This is a genomic window from Flavobacterium sharifuzzamanii (assembly GCF_003254585.1).
Taxonomy (GTDB): domain Bacteria; phylum Bacteroidota; class Bacteroidia; order Flavobacteriales; family Flavobacteriaceae; genus Flavobacterium; species Flavobacterium sharifuzzamanii.
The window spans coordinates 61,988-83,009 of record NZ_QJGZ01000038.1 but is presented as its reverse complement, the minus strand read 5'-3'; the positions used below and the strand labels follow the sequence as shown (position 1 = coordinate 83,009).

The window sequence follows — 21,022 nt, the reverse complement described above, 5'->3', positions numbered from 1 at the left end:
TATATATTTTTTTACAAAGGAAATTATTCATACAAGGCAAAAATTGTAAAATAACGAACAACTTTTTCTAATTCCTTTTACCTTTGAATACAATTCAATCTAAAATGAACCTAAATCACATTGAAATACATCGGGATGAAATGAAAACCATCGGGATTGATATTATTCCGATTGGAGCATTTTCAGAGAAAGCGCAGGCGCCTCATCGTGATGACCATTATATGTTTATTGTGCTGACTCAGGGTATTTTTGAATTGGAACTGGATTTTAAACACATTACAATGTCCAACCATTGTGCTTATTATGTTGCGCCAGGACAAGTGCATTCTTACCTCAATCAGAACAATTGCAAAGGATGGTATATTTTTATGGATTCGCTTTTGATTTCTGAGAAATACACTCAAATCTTAAATACGCATTTAAACAGCAGACAAGGAATACAGCTGACATCTGATAATTTAATTCTTTCTACTATTCCGATACTTGAAAATCTGCTAGAACAAAAGAAAGAATTCTTTCAAGATCAAACCGAATATTCACTGGCTGATGCTTTTTTGGGATTTTTTATCGGAGCACTTATACAAGAAGATTCTGCTAAAGAACTTATTGGCGGACAAAAGTATCAGACCGTTAATGCATTTAAACAACTTGTGCAATCAAAATTTAGAGAATGCAAGCAAGTTAAAGATTATGCTGCTTTACTAAATATAACACCATTGTATTTAAATGAAATTGTAAAACAAGTTACGGGTTTCACTGTAAGTTATTGGATACAACAAACAATTGCACTAGAAGCCAAACGTTTATTGTATTATACAGAACTAGATATTAAACAAATCGCTTTTGAATTAGGTTATGAGGATCATGCATATTTTTCGCGTTTTATGAAAAAAAATATCGGAATGACTGCATCTGAATTCAGATTAAAAAACCATGATTTGTCCAACAACATCCCTGCTATAGACAACCATTAAAACGTAGCGCAGGCATAATTTTGCCTTTGTAAAATTATTAATATACAAAGTAAAATTATGACAGAAAGTACAACTACAAACAGTACTCCCAAATTAAACTCTGAATCGAATACCAAACTTTTAATTCCTATTGTGATAACGGTTTTGGCCGTTTATACCACAATTGGCATTTCTCTAGGCATACTTCCAAAATTCATAAAACAAGAATTAGGATTTGGCAATCTAGCTGTTGGTTTAGTTATAGGTTTACAGGCATTCGCAACACTAATTACACGCGCTTATGCAGGAAAGACAACTGATGTTTTAGGTTCAAAAATCAGTACAACACGAGGCATTTTACTGGTTCTATTGGCTGGTGTTTTATATATGTTCGCTTGTTCATCAGTTTCAGTTCCTTTATTATCGCTTTCTTTATTGCTATTGTCCAGAATCGTTCACGGAATAGCCGAAAGTTTTCTGGTAACAGGAATGCTTACTTGGGGAATTGGACTTTTAGGACAGCAGAATTCGGGCAAAGTTATGACGTGGAACGGAATCGCCATGTATGCCGGAATTGCAATTGGCGCTCCTTTTAGCCTGTGGATTGTCCAATTTGGAACTACTCTAGCTTTTTCCTCAATTATCGTTCTGGCATTTATCAGCTGGACAGCTTCTAAAGGATTGCCAATAGTTCCTATACACAAAGGATATTTAAGAACTCCTTTTTATAAAGTAATCGGAAAAGTGTTTCCGCAAGGAATTGCGCTTGCCTTCTCTTCTATTGCTTTTGCTTGCATTGCATCGTTTATCGCTTTATTGTTCAGCCAGAAAAATTGGGATGGAGCTTCTCTTGGATTTCTGTTCTTTGGAGGCTCATATATTTTGACCCGCGTATTTTTCTCTTCTTATCCTGATCGTTTTGGTGGGTTTAAAGTTGCTATGATTTCCTTTTTGATTGAAATTGCTGGGCAGTTATGCATAGGTTTATCCACTAACGGCTGGACAGCCATTTTAGGATGCGCTCTTACAGGCATTGGATTTTCGCTTGTTTTTCCATCTTTAGGGGTATTGGCAATACAAAAAATAACGCCTCAAATGAGAGGAACTGCGTTAGGAGCTTATGCCGCATTTTTGATCTTTCGCTAGGAATTGCAGGGCCAACGGCAGGTTTAATTGCGGGATGGTTCAGTTACCAATCCATCTACTTTTTCGGGGCATTAAGCTGTGTTATTGCCATTGCAAGTCTTCTTCAATCTGAAAGAAAAGAAATTCAGGCAATTGTAAACTAAAACATTAAACGAATTATGGATAAACCAATACGAAATACGGCACGTTCTCTTTTTGTAGTAAAAGAAAAAGTGTTCATTACTCCACATTACATCAGAATAACTTTTATAATGTCTGACGAACAAGTAAATCTATTTCAGAATATGCGTTCTGGAAGCAATAATAAAATTTACATTCCTTCTGAAACCGCCATGTATTGCAACGATTATGAAGAATCCATCTGGAACTCTGACTTTTTTATAGCGATGCGAACGTATACTACACGAAACATTGATTTAATTAATAAAACTCTCCAAATCGATTTTGTCGCGCATGGCGATAACGGCCCTGCTTCTAAATGGGCAGAAAATGCTAAATCCGGAGATTTTCTTGGAATTGCAATGAAGGAAAGCCAAAAACCGCTTGTTCCTTCATCTGAAAATTATTTTATTGTTGGAGACAGTACTGCAATTCCTGTTATTTCAGTTATTTTAGAAAGTCTGACTTCAACTTCAAATGTTATGCTTCTGCTTGAAGTGAGTTCTTACAGAGATGTATTTGTTCTAAATACCAAAGCCCATCTCAATGTAAAATGGATCTATAATCCTTCACCATTAGACGGAAGTAAACTAGCTGAAGAATGTATAGCTTTATTAGATAAAGAAAAACAGCAATATGCATTTGCCGCAGCAGAATTTGAAACAATTCAGAAAATAAAAAAACATCTGAAAGAGGAGCTTCAATTGGAACGTGACTGTTTTTATGCTGTTTCATACTGGAAACGCGGAAGTTCTGAAGAAGAATCAAATCAGGAAAGACAAAAACAGCGAATGGAATAATACAAAAAGCCCTGTATCAAAAACTATACAGGGCTTTTTTGCTCAAAAAAACAACACATTGTTTATTTCACATCAAACCATAATTTGGTTGTCAGTAAATCTTTTCCTTGATCGGCAACAGCAGCTTGATAACTAGCACCGTTAAGAGATTGTTCTGTACCAGGATAGAAAAGACGCGAAGGAATTTTTCCGTCTAAAACAGTAGCTGGACCAGCTTTTAATACTGGATAATCCAATCTTCTCCATTCTGTAAAAGCATCAAGACCTTGTCCGAAGAAAGCAATCCATTTTTGCGTACCTATTGATTTAGCATAGTTTGAAGCATCATATTTTACACTTGCCTGATTCAGATAAGTTGAAATAGTTGTTGGATTGTTAACTCCAAACTGAATCAATGATGCTGTAATAGCATTTTTGTAATACTGCTCTGCATCTCCAGAAATATATCCTCTTGCTGCAGCTTCTGCCAAATTAAATAAAGTTTCAGAATATGAAGCAATTACCGCAGGTGAAGCTGATGTAAGAAAATAGGTTCCAGGTTTTGATGTTTTTGCAAAACCTTGGCTGTTTGCCTCACTGTTTGATAATCCGTTTGCACCTCCAACATATTTTCCAACGCTTGCGTCTGATGGCAATTGAGCAAAAATCGGCAAACGCGGATCTGATAATGCATATAATTGATCCACCATAGTTTTTGAAATACGGAAATCGTCTCTCGTTTCAAACCAAGCCGAAGCAGGGTTTTGCTGTGGCGAACTTGTATAAGTAAACTTAAATGTTTCACTTTCGCTACTGATTACTCCTGCTGCATCAGTTGTTGCGTCAATTGCAGCTTGTTTCGCTAATGCAGGTTCTCTGTCTGAGATTCTTAAAGCAATACGTAAACGAAGCGAATTCACAAATTTTTTCCATTTTGCTATATCGCCTTTATAAACTAAATCTCCAGTAATAGAACCGTTTGCAGTATTTAATAAAGATTGCGCCTGTTTCAAATCTTCAAGCAAACCTGTGTAAACTTCTTTCTGCGTATTATATGCAGGCGTTACATTTTGACCTGCTTCTTTGTATGGAATACTTCCGTAAGCGTCTGTAAGCAACAAGAATGTCCAAGAACGTAGCGTTAAAGCAATACCTTTATAATTAGAGTTTGCCTGCGCTTCTGGAAATTTTATAATCGTATTCAAATCTGTAATCAGAGTCGCATATCCTGTATTCCACAATGAAGTAAACGAAGTGTTTGAAACATCATATCGATCTGGTTCTGTATATTGGATTTTTGCCCAATGCTGCGCAAATAACAAAGTCGAGTTAAAGTTATTTGCGTCTCCCCAATACAAATCTGCACCTTGTTTTAAAGTTCCCGTTAGCAAATAAGGCGCTAAAGGAGTTTCAGTTGCATTTGGGTTTTTATTTATATCGTCTAAAGTATCACTGCAAGAGCTCAGTGCCAATGCAAACAGTATTGTATATGATAGTTTTTTTAGCATGATTCCGAGTTTTTAAAATTTAACATTAAGGTTAAGACTGTAGTTTCTTGTTGTTGGCAACGCTAAACTCTCTAATCCTTGTGCATTTCCTGTATTGAAAGCCGTTTCGGGGTCAATATTTGGTGCATCTTTGTAGATAAAGAATAAGTTACGACCAGCAGCAGTAATGCTTGCTCCTTCTAATCCTAGTTTTTTAACCAGCTTTTTATTGAAATTATAAGTAAGCTTGATTTCTCTCATTTTTACAAAAGTTGAACTGTAGATATATGCTTCGCTAATGTTGTATGACGCTTTATAATATTCCTGCGCACTAATTACTTTATTATTAGGCGTTCCGTCTGCAAATACACCTCCGAAAATCATTCCGTCATCATAAACTGTCACACCGTTTGGAGCGGTTCCGCCAGTTACCAAAATTTTTGGATTAGCAGTATTATCTCCTGGATAATAGTAACTTAAACCACCGTTTTCAGCACCACGCCCTGGAAGAGTCTGTGCTAAAACTCCTGTATAGTTTCCTGTTCTGTTTGTTCCAGAGAAAAGTTCTCCACCAACGCTAGCATCAACAAGGAATGAAAGTTCAAGATTTTTATAAGTCAACGTATTTGTAAGACCTGCTAAATAATCTGGCGTATAATGTCCTAAAACTCTTTTTGTCGGATCAGCTTTTGGAAGTCCGTTTGCTCCTACTACAATGTTACCGCTTGCATCACGCTCATAAGCTGTTCCATAAAGTGCTCCGTAAGCTTGTCCTACAGAAGCCAATACATCTACACCTCCAGAAGAACCAATTGTATAGTTTTTAATATCTCCTGCGTAATCTAGAATTTCTACTTTACTCTTATTTTTTGAATAATTTAAAGCCACATTCCATTTGAAGTTTTCAGTTTGAACTGGATTTCCATCCAATTGTACCTCTATACCTTGATTGTTTATTTTACCTGCATTGATTAACTGCGAATTGTAACCGCTTGATGCTGTAGTTTTAATTTCCAAAATCTGGTCGAAACTATTGGTGTTGTAATACGCTACATCAAAATGAAGTCTGTTTTTCCAGAAAGAAGCTTCAAGACCTACCTCTGTAGAACGAGTCGTTTCTGGTTTTAAGTTTTCATTTAATTTCTTTTGAGAAGAAGTCTGGATTGGATTTCCGTCAAAAGCAGTTTGGAAATTGTAAACCGTAGCCAATTGGTACGGATCTGCATCATTACCAACTTCAGACCATCCACCTCTAACTTTTAAGAAATCAAGTGTACTACTCTTAATATTCAATGCATCTGTTAAGATTACACTTCCGTTAAAAGAAGGATAGAAATAAGAACGATTGCTGCTTGGCAATGTCGAAGACCAGTCATTACGCGCTGTAACGTTTAAGAAAGCATAGTTTCTAAATCCTACCTGAGCAGATGCGTACAAACTATATACTCTTAATCTTGACAATGAGTTTGATGATGTCAACGGATCTCTAGAATTGGTTAAAGTATACAAATCTGGAACTGCTAAACGTGGCGCTTTCTGATAATTGTTAGCATCGCTATGGTTACGGATATTGAAACCTGCAAGTGCATCTAAACTGAAATCATCATTAAGCTGTTTGGTGTATTGAAATATACCCTCAGTATTTTGCTCATTTACAGTGTAAGCATCTTCTGCATACGATCCGAAAGGAGTTCCGTTTGTACCATACTTAATAGTATATTTTCTGCGGTCATTATAATAATCAACACCTGTACGGAATCTGAAATTCAATCCTTCTGCCAATTTCGCATCTAAGTGAACATCTCCAATTATACGGTTACGCTGTTGGCTTGTTGTATTGTAATACGCATTCCAATACGGGTTGCTATAGTAACTATTGTTCCAGTTAGTTGTCCAGTCTTTATCAAGCTGATTGATATCAACCTGACGTCCGAACCAAAGAAACTGAAGCATTACACCCGCCGCACGTCCACCAGATGGACCTCCTGGCAATTGTGGAGCATTTGTTACAATATAATTCGCATTAACCCCAACTTTTACATTCTCAGAAATCTGATAATTGGTATTAACTGTAAAGTTTGTTTTGTTTATTTCGCTGTTAGGTACAGTTCCAAGCTGTTTTTGATTGTTTACACCTAAACGGAAATCTGATTTTTCGTTAGATTTTGCAATAGAAACACTATTGTCGTAAGTAAGTCCGGTGTTAAAGAAATCTTTCACATTATTAGGGTGTGCAACAAAAGGAACTGCTTCGCCTTTAGAGTAAAACTGCGGAATAAGACGACCATCCAATCTTGGTCCCCAGCTTTCATCAACACCATCATTCACTCCTCCTCCTTTTCCGTCTACGTAACTGAATCTTCCATTAGAACCTTGTCCGAAACTATTTTGGAACGAAGGCAAAGTAGCTACTTGAGAAACGGTTATACCAGTATTAAAAGTAACCCCATATCCTGATTTTTGCCCTTTTCCAGATTTTGTTGTAATAAGAACCACACCATGCGCAGCACGCGATCCGTAAAGCGCGGCAGCATTTGGCCCTTTCAAAACAGTCAAAGTTTCAATATCCTGCGGATTTAAATCGGCAATTGCATTTCTAAAATCACGTGTAGCTCCTCCATAGTTCAATTGTGAGTTATCTACAGGAACTCCGTCTACTACAAAAAGCGGCTGGTTGTTTCCTGCAATAGAAGTTTCTCCACGAATAATAATACGCGAAGATCCCATATCTCCTTGTGAATTGGTAATACGAACACCCGCCAATTTACCCGAAAGTCCATTCAAAAAGTTGGTTTCTTTTGTAGTCGCCAATTCTTTTCCTTTTAATGCCTGAGTCGTATATCCTAGAGATTTCTTTTCTTTAGAAATTCCAAGTGCCGTAACCACTACTTCAGATAACGCATTCTGTTCTTCGCTAAGAGTAATAGTTATAGCGTTTTTATTTACTACAACTTCTTCTTTTTTATATCCTAAATAACTAATTAAAAGTGTATAAGGGAATTTTTGTCCTGTTTGGAAGAAAAATTTTCCATCTGTATCTGTGATAACACCATGTGTCGTTCCTTTAATGGTTACTGAAGCCCCGATAATTGGCTCTTTTGTAATGGCATCTACTACTGTTCCTTCCAGTTTTGACTGAATTAAAGGCTTAGTATCTTGAGCTTTAACTCCTATGGAAATCAATAAAATACATAGCCAAGCATATCTTTTTAATTTTATTTTCATTACTTTGTTTTAGTTTAATAAATAAGGCGAGCCTGGAACAGTTTTATACTATTCTTGCTTTCCTTTTAGAGATGACAATTTCTTTAAACTCAGACCATTTCTGCTGCAACAGAAATGGTTTTTCTTTTTATCTGCAGCACATTCGTTTTTTCATTTTTACTTTTTTTAGATTATTATTTTATTTGGCCTATACAATTTTTATCCTTGTTCAGGATAGTGTTATTAAAAATTTATAAATGAATTTAAAAAGAGGAATTTTAACCGTAGTAATGCATAAAGTGTAAATGTCTTATGCTTTTATATTTCTGAAAATGAAATGGTAAGGTTTTAATCTCTGTATTTCTAATTAAATTTTAAACTCTACTAATTTGATAGAACAAAAGTATGTTAAAATTTTTAGTTCCCAAATTTTAATTAAACTTTTTGCAAAAAAAATGTTAATCTGTTTAAGCAAAAAACCTTAAACAATTAAAAATAAAATAGTTATAAAGAATACAGTTTTTTACCGTTTTATAAGAATTGTACTAAAAGCAGAATATTTCCCAACGATTTAGTTCAAGTATATAAATAAAATAGGATAACTTTAATCTGCATAAATCTGATGAAATCTGCGAGAAATATTTTAATACAAATGATGGAAATAGACAAAAATAGTAGAGTTTTATCTATTGCCCCTAGTTTCAACTAGCGGATTTTTTGAAGGATTGCCAGTTTATGGCTTTAGCCAAAATCGCTTTTCTTTGCATTTCTCTGGTTGAAACCAAAGGATATGTTTTAAACTTTGAGAAATTTGGCTAAAGCCATTTCAGGCTTATTTTTTCTACCTCCATCTAAAGATGGAGGCAAATTAATTTTTTATAAAAAAAAACTCCAAGATCATAAGACCTTGGAGCTTCTATATTTAAATTGTTGAAATATTACAATTCGTTGAACTCGTGTAAAGATTTCAATGTAGTTTCGTAAAACAAGATGGCTGCGATAAGATTACCTTTGTCAGAATATGGCATCATTTTTCTTTGAAAATCTACTGTAGTATCTAAGAAAACAGTTGTTCCCTCAGCTTGTCCATCTAAGATTTTTTTATTCTCGCCAGTGTCTGGAATACCTAAATCTGCCATTGTTACACCAGGTTTAGTAACCAAAGCAATATAAGGAAGTGTTTTTACTAAAACTTTAATACGTTCAATGTACAATTCTAAAAGCTCTCCTTTTTGCATACCACTTAATTCTTTTTGATCATGGTATTTACGAATTAAAGCTGTTGTACTAATGATACTTCTTGGTGCATTTTTTGCCTGTGCAGAAACGGCAGCAGTCGTCAAGAAGAAAAGGACACATAATAAAATAATCTTGCTCTTCATTTTCTTAATAGATTTGGTTCTTGAATAAAAACAAAAATATATAAATTATGTTAAATTGCAACTTTTATAATTTCTTTTTCACAATAAAATTATAATTGTTACGTTGCGATAAGGAAAAGGTTACTGTAAAACCACTGTTTTAGGCTATTTCAGCGCATTTTACCAAAAGTTAATTTTACTGTTTTATGACTTAATTATTCTGAAACGACTTGGATATTTAATCCACAAGCTCTTTTTGTTTCCATAATAGTCCATAAATTCTCCGCAGACAAAAACAGCATGCACTTTTGACCAAGCCACAACACCGCAATAGTCTGTTCCTGATTCTTTTTTAAGCTTTTGAATCTGTTTTCCTAAAGCAAATCCTAGGTATTTGTAGATAGTTGGAGTATAAACTGTACCGTCTTCTAAATCTTCCAATGCTTTATCAAAAGTAGATTCTTTATCAATTATTTGCTTGTACTTTGCCATTACAGCATAAGTCAATTCTGCATAATCGGTAATTTTTTCGCTATCGCAATTGTCTTTAATATAAACAAAACCCGCTGATTGTTTTGCCTTATTTATTTCACTGCTATTCAAATTGAATGAAGCGTTGTTTTTTAAAGTAATTCTATATAAATCTTCGTTTAGCTTTTCGCTTATAAAAAGATTATCTAATCCGTAAACATTTAAAGAAGCTTTGATAAAAGCAATAGATGAACAATTGGTGCGTTCACCTTGTTTAAAACTTTCGAATATTTTATCAGAACTCAATTGAGAGTAAGCGTTTGAACAGATAAATATTAAAAGTAAAAAAACTGAAGTAACCGATTTCATGCCTTGTATTATATATTGTTTCTCAATTACTATTTGAGAGATTATATTAGATTTTTACAAATCTATAAAAATCAAGTCATATTTTTTACTTCTTCAGCTTTATCTCTTGAAAAAAGTCATTATAAAAGCATAAAATGAATCTTCAGAGAAGAAAGTAGCACAAAAAAACGCCTCAAACAAACTTGAGACGTTCTCACATTATTTTTTTCTTCATTATTCAATTTATCATCAAGTTTAGGTTCTTCTCCTTTGAACTTTTTGGTATCGACATCATAATTTTTTTATCATTTGTCAAAACTTCATATCCAATAAAACTCTGGAAGTCACACCTTATAAAGATTAACGTTTTATTCTGACATCATTTAGTTATTTTTGCACTTTTAAAACAAGCTACAACAAAATATGTGGACTATATGCCATGAATGCCAAGGACAGGGCAAAATAAATCGCGGACTCAGTAAAAAAGCGCAACGCCTTTATAAAACGGAATTGGCTGCATACGAGAGCAAGCAGAGTAACATTGCTCCAATACGTCCGAAGGCGCATCTGCATCTGTGCACAAATTGTTCAGGATCAGGATTAATTCAATCGGAAAAGTATCTTAAACCAGATCTCACAAAACCGCATGTTGCCATTATTGGCGCTGGTATAGGCGGTGTTGCCTTAGCGGTGGCTTGTTTACACCGTGGAATTCCTTTTACAATTTATGAAAGAGATAGCGATTTTGATGCAAGATCTCAAGGTTACGGACTTACCTTACAGCAAGCCAGTAAAGCTATGAAAGGTTTGGGAATTACTTCTCTAGACGGCGTAATTTCGACAAAACATATCGTACACAATACCGAGGGAAAAATATTAGGCGAATGGGGAACTAGAAAATGGTTGGAAACCGCCATTAAATCTCCCACAAAACGTACCAACATACATATCGCAAGACAATTACTTCGATTGGCTCTTTTGGAACAGCTTGGAGGAAACAATGCTGTAAAATGGGGACATCAATTAGTAAATCTAAGAGAATCTGAAGACGGTGTAGAACTAAACTTTCAGACAAATGAAAATATAAAAACAGTAAAAGCCGATCTTGTTGTAGGTGCAGATGGCATTCGCAGTGCTGTTAGAAGACTCATAATTGGCGAAGAGACCACACCACTCCGTTACTTAGATTGCATTGTAATCTTAGGAATTTGTCCTTTAAGTGCTCTAGAAGGACTTTCTAATGATTTGCTAGATAGTAAAACAATATTTCAGACTGCCAACGGGAATGAACGTATTTATGTAATGCCCTATACGGCAGATTCTGTGATGTGGCAGCTTAGTTTTCCGATGTCTGAAGAAGAAGCCAAAGAATTGAGTTCAAAAGGGCCACAAGCCTTGAAAGAAGAAGCTTACCGAAGAACGCAATGGCACACTCCTATCCCTCAGATCTTGGAAGCAACGCAAGAAAATTTAATTTCTGGATATCCTGTTTACGATCGTGAATTATTGAGTGCAGCATTATTAGAAAAGAATCAAAATATCACTTTAATTGGCGATGCGGCACATCCGATGAGTCCGTTTAAGGGACAAGGTGCTAATCAAGCTTTATTAGATGCCTTAAAATTAGCTAGAAAAATTTCGAAAGGTTGCAACGTTAAATCAAAATGGAAAGAAAGAGGATTGAGAGAATGCGTATTAAACGAATTTGAAGCTGAAATGCTCGAACGAAGTGCAGCAAAAGTACAAGGTTCTGCAGATGCCGCACAGTTCTTACATTCTGAAATTATACTTCAAGAAGGCGATGAACCCCGAGGAAGATGCCTCAAAAGAAAAAACAAAAAGCATTAAATGCAAAAAAGTTGCCTCAAAAATACACCCATTTTGAGTTAACAGGATATCTATAAAATTATTATATCTGCAAACTCCAGCAGGGTAAAATATTTATAGAATTTCAATAAGACAAATAAAAAAGCTCCAGAGGAGCGACATATATTGGATTGTGAAAAATATGTCGCTCCTCTGGAGCTTTTTATATTGTAAAATAACCCCTTGGCTATAAATATTTAACTTCTTCGAAGCTTAAAAAAATAAAGAGTTGTACTTTGACAGCTTTTTTATAGAGTTAGTTTTCAATCAAATACATGCAAATTAAACAATAATTTAATATTATTTTATAATTAATTCTCATTGGTTATTTCTACTTTTATAATCTCATTTACAAACAATTACAAATAATCACATCATGAAAAATTTACAAATAAATTTCAGTCCAAACAATGAAACCTGTACAGACCGAACTTTGGTTTGTAATGGTGATAATAACGAATTAATATTCCGTAAAACTTATGTAGGAGATTGGGGAGATTGGGACGAGAAACCAGCTGATGCTATAGAAGACAAGCCTCTTTATCTGGATCAAAATACAAGTTTTACAAGTGCAATTTAAATCTGCGATATTAAGCACTACAATTGTACAGTTCTATCAAATTATGCTAGAACACTAATTGTATTGCTTAAATTTTCTTTGTTTATAAAATCTAAAATAAATTCTTTTACTTCATTGCTTGCTTCTGTTTTGGTTGCAAACGAATTAATGTAAAATTCATCGTCCTTATCGCTAATATGGATAATTTCTGTGTAGCCTTTGGTAATTAAACTGCCTTTGAGCTTAATTACATTTACTTGCTGCTTCCCGTCAAGCTCCTTGCGAACCTGTAATTTTATAGCTCTTTCCATATTCAAATAATTTTAAATAACTAACTATCATTCAGTTACTAAATTTAAAACATTTAATCTATCGAAATCAGATTTTAACACAATCAGCAACGTATTATTTATCAACATATTATAAACATTTCTTCTTTTTTATAAAAGAAATGCCAAATGCCAGTAAATTCAAGCGTTTCGAGATTAGTTTCCTGTAAATTCTTTGTCGCTCAGGGTTTTCATAAATGCAAGAAGATTCTCTTTTTCTTGTTCGGTAAGCGGAATTCTATTTCCATTATTTTTAAAAATAGGATCTAGATTTTCTGCTGCCAAAACACCATTATCAAAATAATCCAAAACAGATTTTAGAGTCTCGAACTGACCAAAACTTCCGTAAGGTGCTGTATATTCGACATTACGCAAACTTGGAACTCTAAAGCTCATAAAATCAGACGGAATTCCTGTTACTCTTCCTCTTCCCGCCTCGTTAGAATCTGTGTTTAGCGGAAAACCAATATTTCTAAAACTCTGGTCTGTAAACAATTCTGTGCTATGACAGCTGGCGCATTTCTGCTGAAATGTTGCATAACCTGCCGCTTCGCTTTCTGTAAACGACTGACCTTCTTTTCGTTTTACTTTATCGTATTTACTATTAGCAGAAATTAAAGTGTATTCAAACTGAGCAATACTTTTATAAATTCTATCAGCTGTAATTTCCTGATCTCCAAAAGTTTTTTTAAATAAGTCTTTATAAGAAGCGTAGTCTTTAATTTTTCCGATCACTTCCAGAATTGAAGAATCCATTTCTTCGTGGGTAATAATTGGAACGAGTGGCTGCGTTTCCAACTGGAGTCTGCTTCCATCCCAATTAAAGAACTTTAAAAACATCAAATTCTGAAGCGGTGGTGCATTTCTAAGTCCGACTCTTCCTTCAATGCCAATTGCTCGCGCATTATGATCGGCAAAAGCATTTCCTTGAATATGACAGGTTGAACACGAAATCGTATTGTCTTTACTAAATCTTTTATCAGAGAACAGTTTTTCTCCCAATTCAGCTCCGTATTTTGTAGGCTTGTTCAAACTCACATAACTGTTTACCTCAGGAAAATCAGTCGGAATATGCAATGAAAGCTCAGGATTATCAAAATAAGTTTCATCAGAATCGCTACTGCTGCAAGAAGCGAAAATGATTACGATTATGATAAAGCCAAATATTTTTTTCATTTTAATGAATTTTAAAATAGAGTCATCTTTTAATTTCAGACGGCTCTGATATATGATTTAAATCAATAGGTTCGATTTAGTTTTTCAATAGCCCCTAGTTTTAACTAGGGGATTTAAAAAATGTAAATGAACTAGGCTTTAGCCAAATTAACGCGTTTAGGCTAAAGCCCTAATTTTGCTAATTTATATACCTCCATCTAAAGATGGAGGCAATTAATTTTGTAAATCAAAGTTTAATTTAGTTTTCTACACTAGTTACAGAAAACATTCCTGAAATATCATTTGTTCCGTTTCCTCCCAGATTGTCCACAAATTTTACCATCTGAGCAGCAGTATGGACATTTGGAGTCGCGTTATCGCTCATTCCTGTTCCTGTTGATAATGTAATTGTATTGATTTTTCCGCTCAATAATTTGTCAAAATCAGCTTTAATTTTGATTTTCGGAGCCTTATTTCCTACGATTGCATTTGTCGTAAGGCTTAACGTAATATCTCTATAAGCATTTACACCTTGCGTATAAGCACCTTCTGTTCCAGCAACCGTACTTCCGGTATGAATAGACATTACTTTATTATCCGTATCATAAAAGCCTTCTACTTTTGTAAAACGGTATCCAGTTCCCCATTCCCACATCATTGCTGTATCATTCGCTCCAGCTGCGGCATAAAATTTAGGAAACCTTGTTTGGTCTAATGTATTTTGCTCCGTTTTAATTCCTAAACCAAATTTAATTTGCTTGTATGTTGCAGATGGCACATTACTCAAAACATAGCTTAATGATGCTGTTTTTGCCTGATCGATTACAGCTGCACCTTTATCTAAATCATTTACATTGTAAGGCACTTCGCTCCCATCATCTTTTATTAGACGAATGTTACTGATTACATATTTTACTTCAGAAAAATGATGAATTTGTCCTGCTGCAGAAGTGTTTGTAGTTGCAGAAGCTGATGTTGCATCTCCTAAAACAATTGTTTTGTCTTTAAATGTATTGTTGAATTCCAACGTTAGATTGTTTGCTGCGGGACTATTATCATCATTTGAACATGATGCAAATGTTAGTGCCGCGGCCGATAATAAAAGGTATTTTTTTAAAGTTTCCATATTGTGATTTTAATTTATTGTGTTTAAATTTAATTTTGATGTTTTTCTAATTAGAAATTCAATTTTAAAGACGTGAAAATATTGCGTCCCATTCTTGGAATATTTCCCCAATCGGCATACGTGCTGTAATATTCGTTTAATAAATTCTCTGCGCCAATCTGTATCGTGCTTCTTACTTTATTGATTTTAAAAGAATAATCGGCAGAAATATTCCAAATGGCATAAGCCGCAGTCAAATCTTCTCCATATTCCGGACTATAATTAATCTGTTCAAAATCGCCATTTACAGAAGTCTGGATTCCGAAATTTTTATACATATAATGCAATGAAGTCAAGTAACTTAACGGACGTATGAAAGGCAGATTTCCTCCTTTATTGTCCATTCCGCGAGCATAAGTCAGCGTACCTTTCCAATGCAGATGTTCCAAAATATCGTAACTCACATTGGCAGACATATTCAAAAGTGTTGCATAATCTAGCGAAGTATATCCTTTTACCCCAACCGATTGATAATTCATTGGACTTCCTAAACTCAAGATTTTACCAATAATATAATTATCAATGTAGAAATAGTTTATTTTTCCTTGAATGCTTAATCTTTCGTTTTTAAAACCTGCACTAGCATTTCCTTCATACGAAATTTCATTTTTCAGATTTGGATCTCCGATATAATCGTAACGGTCAAAACTATTATAAATATAATATCCGTAACCTTCAGAAACAGAAGGCGCTCTATGACCGTAACCTGTTCCTACAGAGAAATTAAACTGATCTATATTTAATTGGTAACTAGCATTTACACTTGGCAGAAATCTCGTTTTCTCTTGAGGCGCTCCCGGATGAAAAATCCAGTTGAACTCTATATATTTAGAATAATTGTAATTCACTCCTAAAGAACCTCCCAAATTCACAGTGCTTTTCTCAGAAAGTTCCCAAGAATTATTCATAGAAAGTCCAGCAAAACGAGTAGTTACCCAAGGCCAGCTATAAGCAAACATCGTTCTTTTACTTCTGTCTTGCGGATACATACGCATTTCTGCAATCGACAAATTATCGTAAGCATTCAGCTGAATTTCAGACGAATAACTATTCTTTCTCAAATTAGCCTTAGAAACCAATCCGTAAGTTGTACTCCAACCTGGCATATCCATGTGAACCAAATTTTCAGGACGTGTAGTGTCATCCATATAATGCTCAATAGCATTAAAATATACTTTTGTGTCAACCACTCTTACCAATCCTTCTTCAAACAATTGTTTATACGAAGTCGAAGTAATCAGCGCACGCGAAAGCCACAAATCCATTGGCAGAGCAGGATAACCTACATCTTTTGCCACATCAAAAATCGCGTCTAATCGCAATGATGATAAATCGCTAGTTTTATAAGCTAATCCTAATGAAGTGTTGAATTTATTGTATTGCGAATGCTTTACTTCATTGTTATTTCCGTCAGAATAATTATCGGCAGTTCGGTACGAAATGCTTCCGTCTGCCACAAATTTAGCTCCCGAATAAGAGACATTTCCTAAATTGAAAAACTGCTTATTATTAAACTCAAATCCTGTCTGATAAGCTCCATTCCATTTCTTTTGAAGACCAAACGGCGTGCTTTTTCTTTTTAAATCAATGCTTCCCGCAATGGTTGATCCGTGAAGACTTCCCTCCTGTCCCGATTTAATATCGATTGCCGAAAGATTATTGCTTTCTACATAAGACGTAATTGGGTCCATTTTATCAGTACAAGCGCCAAAAACATGCATTCCATCAATAGTAACTGTAGAACGTTCTGTGCTCATGTTGTTCAACAAAGGTTCCCACGCATAAGCTCCACGCTTTATAAAACTGATATTCTCCGATGATGACAAAAATTCATCAACAGAAACGGCCATTTTCATTTCTGTCTCAATTTTCTTTTTCGTCCTATTTTTTACGGTTACTTCTTCTAAGTTTTTAATACTGTCGTGATGTGCATGCTGATTTTGAGCTGTTACTGACATTCCCAAAAAAAGCAGCATTATAATATATTTCATGTAATTAGAATAAAGTATCAATATATAGTTCGCTTTTTACGCCTTCTACTCCTGGCGTATGATCAGTTGGAACTACGGTTCCTTTTACGATTAAACCGTTTTGGTTCATCATAATTAAATTTAATGTCCAATTTCCTGTCATTGTATAATTAACCACGCCGTGATATAAACCGTTATTTCCTTGTGTCAAATCCTTGTTATTTGGAGAAGAATGATTTCCCATAGAAGGTTCAGGCATTCTAGGATCTAGCTTTAAAGTATAACCCACCACTTCTGAGTACGAAAACTGAGTTGGATCTGGAAAAGTTCCAGCAGGAGTTGTTGGTTTATTGTATTTGTAAACCCCAGCCACAAGCGGATTTTCTGAAACTGTAGGCTTTTGAGGTGAAACGAGTGCGATTACATATTGTTCTCCATCACTTCCTGCAAAAGCTGTCATATTAAGATTCTTATTGGTTTGTTTTTCAACTGCTACGTCTTTATTGATCTCATATTTTTGGTTATCAGCCGTAAAACTGATGTACAATTTCCAGCTTGCCGTAGTAGAGCTTTCGCCAGTAAAAACAGAATATCCAGCGTAGTATTTATTTGCAGAATCGTATGCTACATTATATTCATGTGGACATGAACTTTTGCTTCCGTCGGCATTACTTAGAATAGGCAAAAAAGTTACAGCAGATGAAGTCAGCTCTTGATTGTTTTGAGTATTGACAATTTTCAAGTGAAGCTGATTATATCCTTTATAAAATGTTCCGTTTAAGGCATCTATAGTTATTTTATAGTTACCTTTGGTAAACGAAATCGCTTCTTTAAAAATTTGATTTTCAGGAACCTCAGAACCGGTTTCGGCTTCGTAATCTGTTTTATCAATTGTACAGGAAGTAACCGCAAACAATAGTGTGACTATCCAAAAATTAAAAGATTTCATTTGATGATGTGATAAAAAAAAGTTTAAACTGTAGCATTTTGCTATAATTTTTTGAATATCAAAAGAGAGTCAAAATGCTGTGAATACCCCAAAAGAATGGCAACGTAACTGAAAACAGAAGAGTTTTCTTTTTCAATTACAAAAGAAGGTCAAAATCAGTTTTAAAAGAAAAAACAGATTGTAAAAAGCCAATCCAAAACTAGAATTTGGAACTTGGCGTTTAAAATATTAGAATTTAAAAACTAAATGACCTCTACACTGTATAGAGCGGAGGATGAAAAGTAAGATTAGAAGCCCCGATTGGTTTCTTTTCAAATAATATAGAAGTATTCTCTTTTGATTCAATAACAGAAATTACGCTAAGATTAATTTCAGCAGTATTTTGAACATACACAAGCTCTAACTTATCTTTTAGAGTATCCTGCATTTTTCGTTCGTTATCTGAATATTTTTTAATGCTTTTTTGAAGTTCACAACGACCATTACAGCTATTAAAAGCTTGTTTGCGCTGAACACAAATGTTTTTTGCTATTTCTTTCTGATTGATTTTAAAAGAAGCATAAACAAACAAGCTGCCAAAAGATGGCGACAAAATTAAAATAGAAAGCGCTATGATTATTACTCTTTTCAATTGCTTGTTCAATAGTTGCTGGCAAAAATACATACTATTTTGTATTTATTTTAAAGCATTTATCATTTTTTATTTGATAAAAACTATTCAATCCAGTTTGTTGAAAAATGAACTCTTCATGAATTAACGAAATATCGTAAATAAAAAACTCCCTCTTTTTCGATAAAGCCTTTAAAATAAAGACATTGCAAATAAGGCACGTTAATTGGCTAAAGTCTGGCATTATTAACAAATATAAAAATACGAAATATGCCAACTAATAAAAATCCTCCAGTATACAAGCGTCAGCGTATGTTAGACACAAAAAAAATCACTTCTTAATCTAGATTAACCAATTCAGATTTCACTCTGCAATACATTTGCAGTGTAATCATAACAAAACAAAACTCAATACCATATATAAGTTTAAATTTTAAACCTATAAATCCATTTAAATTAAAAATACAAACAAATATTAATCTTAAAATCGAAAACCATGAGCACATTTACAGTAAAAGACGGAGCAGAAATTTATTACAAAGATTGGGGAAAAGGACAGCCAATTGTTTTTCACCACGGATGGCCTTTATCAAGCGATGATTGGGACGCACAGATGATGTTTTTTCTTCAAAAAGGATACAGAGTTATTGCCCATGATCGCCGCGGACACGGACGTTCAAGCCAAACTTCTGAAGGAAACAACATGGAAACTTACGCGTCAGACATTGCACAATTAGTTGAGGCTCTTGACTTAAAAGATGCAATTCACGTTGGTCACTCAACAGGAGGCGGTGAAGTAATTCGTTATGCAGCAAAATACGGAAAAGGGCGTATCTCAAAAGCTGTAATCATTAGTGCTGTACCGCCGATTATGGTTCAAAGCGAATCAAATCCTGAAGGTGTACCTTTGTCTGTTTTTGACGAAATTAGAAAAGGAACAGCTTTTACTAGATCACAATATTTTTATGATTTTCCAATTCCTTTTTATGGATGGAACCGTGAAGGCCAAACAGTTCAAGAAGGAATTAAACAAAATTGGTGGCGTCAAGGAATGATGGGTTCTGTTTTGGCTCATTATGAAGGAATTAAAGCTTTCTCTGAAACCGATTTTAGAGAAGATCTTAAAAGTTTGGATATTCCGGTTCTTGTTTTGCACGGAGAAGATGACCAAATAGTTCCTTATCATCAAGCACCAAAATCGGCTGCGTTGCTGAAAAACGGAAAATTGATTTCTTACCCAGGATTTCCTCATGGAATGCCAACTACAGAAGCAGAAACAATCAATAATGATATTCTAGCTTTCATAAAATAACTCTTAAAACATAGCTGTCTGCAAAAATTCTTTGCAGACAGTTTATAAACTCTCTAAACCATGAGTTCACTACAACAACCCTATTTTGAGACCGTTACAGAAGCTTTGCAATGGCTGAATGGACAAGGTTTTACAGAAAACTTTAATCTCGATTCAGATTGCATACGGTACAATAACAATACGCTTAGTATGTCTCCTGAAGATTTCAAAATCGAATATTTATTTCGTTTTGAAGGCGATACTGATCCTGGCGATGAAGACATTGTGTACGGCATAATCTCTGACGTCTACAATGTAAAAGGTGTTCTAACCAGTGCCTTTGGAATTTATGCAGATTCTATTTCTGCCGAAATGATTAAAAAGCTGTCTACACATTAATATAAAAATAACAGCATATCGCAAGAATAACGATATATCGCTAGTTCTCTCAGAAACTAAAAAAATCCTTTACCTAATTATAAATCTAAAAAATAATAAACATCATGAAACCATCATCTAACTTATTAACTCCAGATAATCACGCTTTAGTCTTAATCGATTTTGAAGGTCAAATGGCTTTTGCTACAAGCAATCTTCCTATAAACGAATTACGCACAAATGTGGCCATCGTTTCTGGAGCATCAAAAATCTTTGATGTGGCAACAGTTGTAACTACAGTTGCAGAAGAAAGTTTCTCAGGCCCTGTTTTTCCTGAAGTTGAAGAATTTTATCCAATTGCAACTTCTGGATATATTGACAGAACGACAATGAATACTTGGGAGGATGAAAATGCTTATAAAGCTATTGTAGCCAAAAACAAAAAGAAACTCGTTCTAGCAGGCTTATGGACAGGAGTTTGTATCGTTGGTCCAGCTTTGTCTGCTATCGAAGAAGGTTACGAAGTTTACATTATTACAGACGCTTGCGGTGATGTAAGCAAAGAAGCTCATGAACGTTCTGTACAGAGAATGGTACAAGCCGGTGCAATTCCGATCACTTCTATTCAATATTTGTTAGAACTTCAAAGAGACTGGGCGCGCGAAGCTACATATGGTCCTGTAACTTCTTTAATGAAAAAATATGGCGGTTCTTACGGTTTAGGCATTCAGTACGCACACACGATGCTAAAACACTAATCAGAAAATCCAAATTTAATATCAATCTCTTACGCTTCATTATGTTGGAATCATCAAAATCCATATCGCCAAAATTCCTCTTGT

The 21,022-nt window shown here is 34.6% G+C and carries 18 protein-coding genes; 8 read left to right on the top strand and 10 right to left on the bottom strand.

The window, feature by feature from the left end; genetic code table 11:
- Positions 1-104: 104 nt before the first annotated feature.
- From DMA14_RS11070 to DMA14_RS11055, 3 genes are all read left to right on the top strand, one after another.
- The gene (locus DMA14_RS11070; protein ID WP_111424735.1) at positions 105-974 is read left to right on the top strand and encodes a helix-turn-helix domain-containing protein; all 870 of its coding nucleotides are present in this window, start codon (positions 105-107) and stop codon (positions 972-974) included.
- Positions 975-1,031: 57 nt separating this feature from the next.
- Entirely contained in the window at positions 1,032-2,099 is a 1,068-nt protein-coding gene (locus DMA14_RS11065) for an MFS transporter (protein ID WP_111424734.1), read from the top strand.
- 158 nt (positions 2,100-2,257) lie between these two features.
- Positions 2,258-3,058 (top strand): siderophore-interacting protein, encoded by an 801-nt coding sequence (locus DMA14_RS11055; protein ID WP_111424733.1) that lies wholly within the window; start codon positions 2,258-2,260, stop codon positions 3,056-3,058.
- Between the two features lie 62 nt (positions 3,059-3,120).
- On the opposite strand, the gene DMA14_RS11050 is transcribed toward DMA14_RS11055, so the two are convergent.
- From DMA14_RS11050 to DMA14_RS11035, 4 genes are all read right to left on the bottom strand, one after another.
- The gene (locus tag DMA14_RS11050) at positions 3,121-4,545 is read right to left on the bottom strand and encodes a SusD/RagB family nutrient-binding outer membrane lipoprotein (RefSeq protein WP_111424732.1); all 1,425 of its coding nucleotides are present in this window, start codon (positions 4,543-4,545) and stop codon (positions 3,121-3,123) included.
- A gap of 12 nt (positions 4,546-4,557) precedes the next feature.
- Positions 4,558-7,749: a SusC/RagA family TonB-linked outer membrane protein gene (locus DMA14_RS11045; RefSeq protein WP_111424731.1), complete on the bottom strand. Its 3,192-nt coding sequence runs from the start codon at positions 7,747-7,749 to the stop codon at positions 4,558-4,560.
- Between the two features lie 917 nt (positions 7,750-8,666).
- Complete coding sequence (locus DMA14_RS11040) at positions 8,667-9,110, bottom strand: hypothetical protein (RefSeq protein ID WP_111375968.1); 444 nt, start codon at positions 9,108-9,110, stop codon at positions 8,667-8,669.
- Between the two features lie 183 nt (positions 9,111-9,293).
- On the bottom strand, positions 9,294-9,929 hold the full coding sequence (locus tag DMA14_RS11035; protein WP_111424730.1) for a hypothetical protein: 636 nt from the start codon (positions 9,927-9,929) through the stop codon (positions 9,294-9,296).
- Positions 9,930-10,331: 402 nt separating this feature from the next.
- Here DMA14_RS11035 and DMA14_RS11030 point away from each other — a divergent pair, with 402 nt between their 5' ends.
- Together DMA14_RS11030 and DMA14_RS11025 are read left to right on the top strand one after the other, a co-directional pair.
- Positions 10,332-11,756, top strand: a complete 1,425-nt coding sequence (locus DMA14_RS11030) for an FAD-dependent oxidoreductase (RefSeq protein ID WP_111424729.1) — start codon at positions 10,332-10,334, stop codon at positions 11,754-11,756.
- Positions 11,757-12,150: 394 nt separating this feature from the next.
- The gene (locus tag DMA14_RS11025; RefSeq protein WP_111424728.1) at positions 12,151-12,354 is read left to right on the top strand and encodes a hypothetical protein; all 204 of its coding nucleotides are present in this window, start codon (positions 12,151-12,153) and stop codon (positions 12,352-12,354) included.
- 41 nt (positions 12,355-12,395) lie between these two features.
- Here DMA14_RS11025 and DMA14_RS11020 read toward each other — a convergent pair whose 3' ends face one another.
- From DMA14_RS11020 to DMA14_RS10995, 6 genes are all read right to left on the bottom strand, one after another.
- Positions 12,396-12,644 (bottom strand): hypothetical protein, encoded by a 249-nt coding sequence (locus DMA14_RS11020; protein ID WP_111369468.1) that lies wholly within the window; start codon positions 12,642-12,644, stop codon positions 12,396-12,398.
- Between the two features lie 174 nt (positions 12,645-12,818).
- Entirely contained in the window at positions 12,819-13,838 is a 1,020-nt protein-coding gene (locus tag DMA14_RS11015) for a cytochrome-c peroxidase (RefSeq protein ID WP_111424727.1), read from the bottom strand.
- Positions 13,839-14,076: 238 nt separating this feature from the next.
- The gene (locus tag DMA14_RS11010; protein WP_111424726.1) at positions 14,077-14,943 is read right to left on the bottom strand and encodes an MbnP family protein; all 867 of its coding nucleotides are present in this window, start codon (positions 14,941-14,943) and stop codon (positions 14,077-14,079) included.
- A 50-nt stretch (positions 14,944-14,993) separates the two neighbouring features.
- Positions 14,994-16,973, bottom strand: coding sequence for a TonB-dependent receptor plug domain-containing protein (locus tag DMA14_RS11005; RefSeq protein ID WP_111424725.1), 1,980 nt, complete (start codon positions 16,971-16,973; stop codon positions 14,994-14,996).
- Positions 16,974-16,977: 4 nt separating this feature from the next.
- Positions 16,978-17,901: a hypothetical protein gene (locus DMA14_RS11000; RefSeq protein WP_111424724.1), complete on the bottom strand. Its 924-nt coding sequence runs from the start codon at positions 17,899-17,901 to the stop codon at positions 16,978-16,980.
- Positions 17,902-18,154: 253 nt separating this feature from the next.
- The gene (locus tag DMA14_RS10995; RefSeq protein ID WP_238989951.1) at positions 18,155-18,532 is read right to left on the bottom strand and encodes a hypothetical protein; all 378 of its coding nucleotides are present in this window, start codon (positions 18,530-18,532) and stop codon (positions 18,155-18,157) included.
- A 475-nt stretch (positions 18,533-19,007) separates the two neighbouring features.
- Here DMA14_RS10995 and DMA14_RS10985 point away from each other — a divergent pair, with 475 nt between their 5' ends.
- From DMA14_RS10985 to DMA14_RS10975, 3 genes are all read left to right on the top strand, one after another.
- Positions 19,008-19,823 (top strand): alpha/beta fold hydrolase, encoded by an 816-nt coding sequence (locus tag DMA14_RS10985; protein ID WP_111424722.1) that lies wholly within the window; start codon positions 19,008-19,010, stop codon positions 19,821-19,823.
- Positions 19,824-19,883: 60 nt separating this feature from the next.
- A complete protein-coding gene (locus DMA14_RS10980; RefSeq protein WP_111424721.1) occupies positions 19,884-20,201 on the top strand; it encodes a phosphoribosylpyrophosphate synthetase in 318 nt (105 codons plus the stop codon).
- Between the two features lie 104 nt (positions 20,202-20,305).
- Complete coding sequence (locus DMA14_RS10975; RefSeq protein WP_111424720.1) at positions 20,306-20,938, top strand: hydrolase; 633 nt, start codon at positions 20,306-20,308, stop codon at positions 20,936-20,938.
- Positions 20,939-21,022 lie beyond the last annotated feature (84 nt).

Excerpts from the sequence above, each read along its gene's own strand:
- DMA14_RS10975 (WP_111424720.1), top strand. The coding sequence starts at position 20,306 with ATGAAACCATCATCTAACTTATTAACTCCAGATAATCACGCTTTAGTC.
- DMA14_RS11050 (WP_111424732.1), bottom strand. The coding sequence starts at position 4,545 with ATGCTAAAAAAACTATCATATACAATACTGTTTGCATTGGCACTGAGC.
- DMA14_RS11010 (WP_111424726.1), bottom strand. The coding sequence starts at position 14,943 with ATGGAAACTTTAAAAAAATACCTTTTATTATCGGCCGCGGCACTAACA.
- DMA14_RS11030 (WP_111424729.1), top strand. The coding sequence starts at position 10,332 with ATGTGGACTATATGCCATGAATGCCAAGGACAGGGCAAAATAAATCGC.
- DMA14_RS11020 (WP_111369468.1), bottom strand. The coding sequence starts at position 12,644 with ATGGAAAGAGCTATAAAATTACAGGTTCGCAAGGAGCTTGACGGGAAG.
- DMA14_RS11055 (WP_111424733.1), top strand. The coding sequence starts at position 2,258 with ATGGATAAACCAATACGAAATACGGCACGTTCTCTTTTTGTAGTAAAA.
- DMA14_RS11025 (WP_111424728.1), top strand. The coding sequence starts at position 12,151 with ATGAAAAATTTACAAATAAATTTCAGTCCAAACAATGAAACCTGTACA.
- DMA14_RS11045 (WP_111424731.1), bottom strand. The coding sequence starts at position 7,749 with ATGAAAATAAAATTAAAAAGATATGCTTGGCTATGTATTTTATTGATT.
- DMA14_RS11015 (WP_111424727.1), bottom strand. The coding sequence starts at position 13,838 with ATGAAAAAAATATTTGGCTTTATCATAATCGTAATCATTTTCGCTTCT.
- DMA14_RS10980 (WP_111424721.1), top strand. The coding sequence starts at position 19,884 with ATGAGTTCACTACAACAACCCTATTTTGAGACCGTTACAGAAGCTTTG.
- DMA14_RS11005 (WP_111424725.1), bottom strand. The coding sequence starts at position 16,973 with ATGAAATATATTATAATGCTGCTTTTTTTGGGAATGTCAGTAACAGCT.
- DMA14_RS11065 (WP_111424734.1), top strand. The coding sequence starts at position 1,032 with ATGACAGAAAGTACAACTACAAACAGTACTCCCAAATTAAACTCTGAA.
- DMA14_RS11040 (WP_111375968.1), bottom strand. The coding sequence starts at position 9,110 with ATGAAGAGCAAGATTATTTTATTATGTGTCCTTTTCTTCTTGACGACT.
- DMA14_RS10985 (WP_111424722.1), top strand. The coding sequence starts at position 19,008 with ATGAGCACATTTACAGTAAAAGACGGAGCAGAAATTTATTACAAAGAT.
- DMA14_RS11000 (WP_111424724.1), bottom strand. The coding sequence starts at position 17,901 with ATGAAATCTTTTAATTTTTGGATAGTCACACTATTGTTTGCGGTTACT.
- DMA14_RS11070 (WP_111424735.1), top strand. The coding sequence starts at position 105 with ATGAACCTAAATCACATTGAAATACATCGGGATGAAATGAAAACCATC.
- DMA14_RS11035 (WP_111424730.1), bottom strand. The coding sequence starts at position 9,929 with ATGAAATCGGTTACTTCAGTTTTTTTACTTTTAATATTTATCTGTTCA.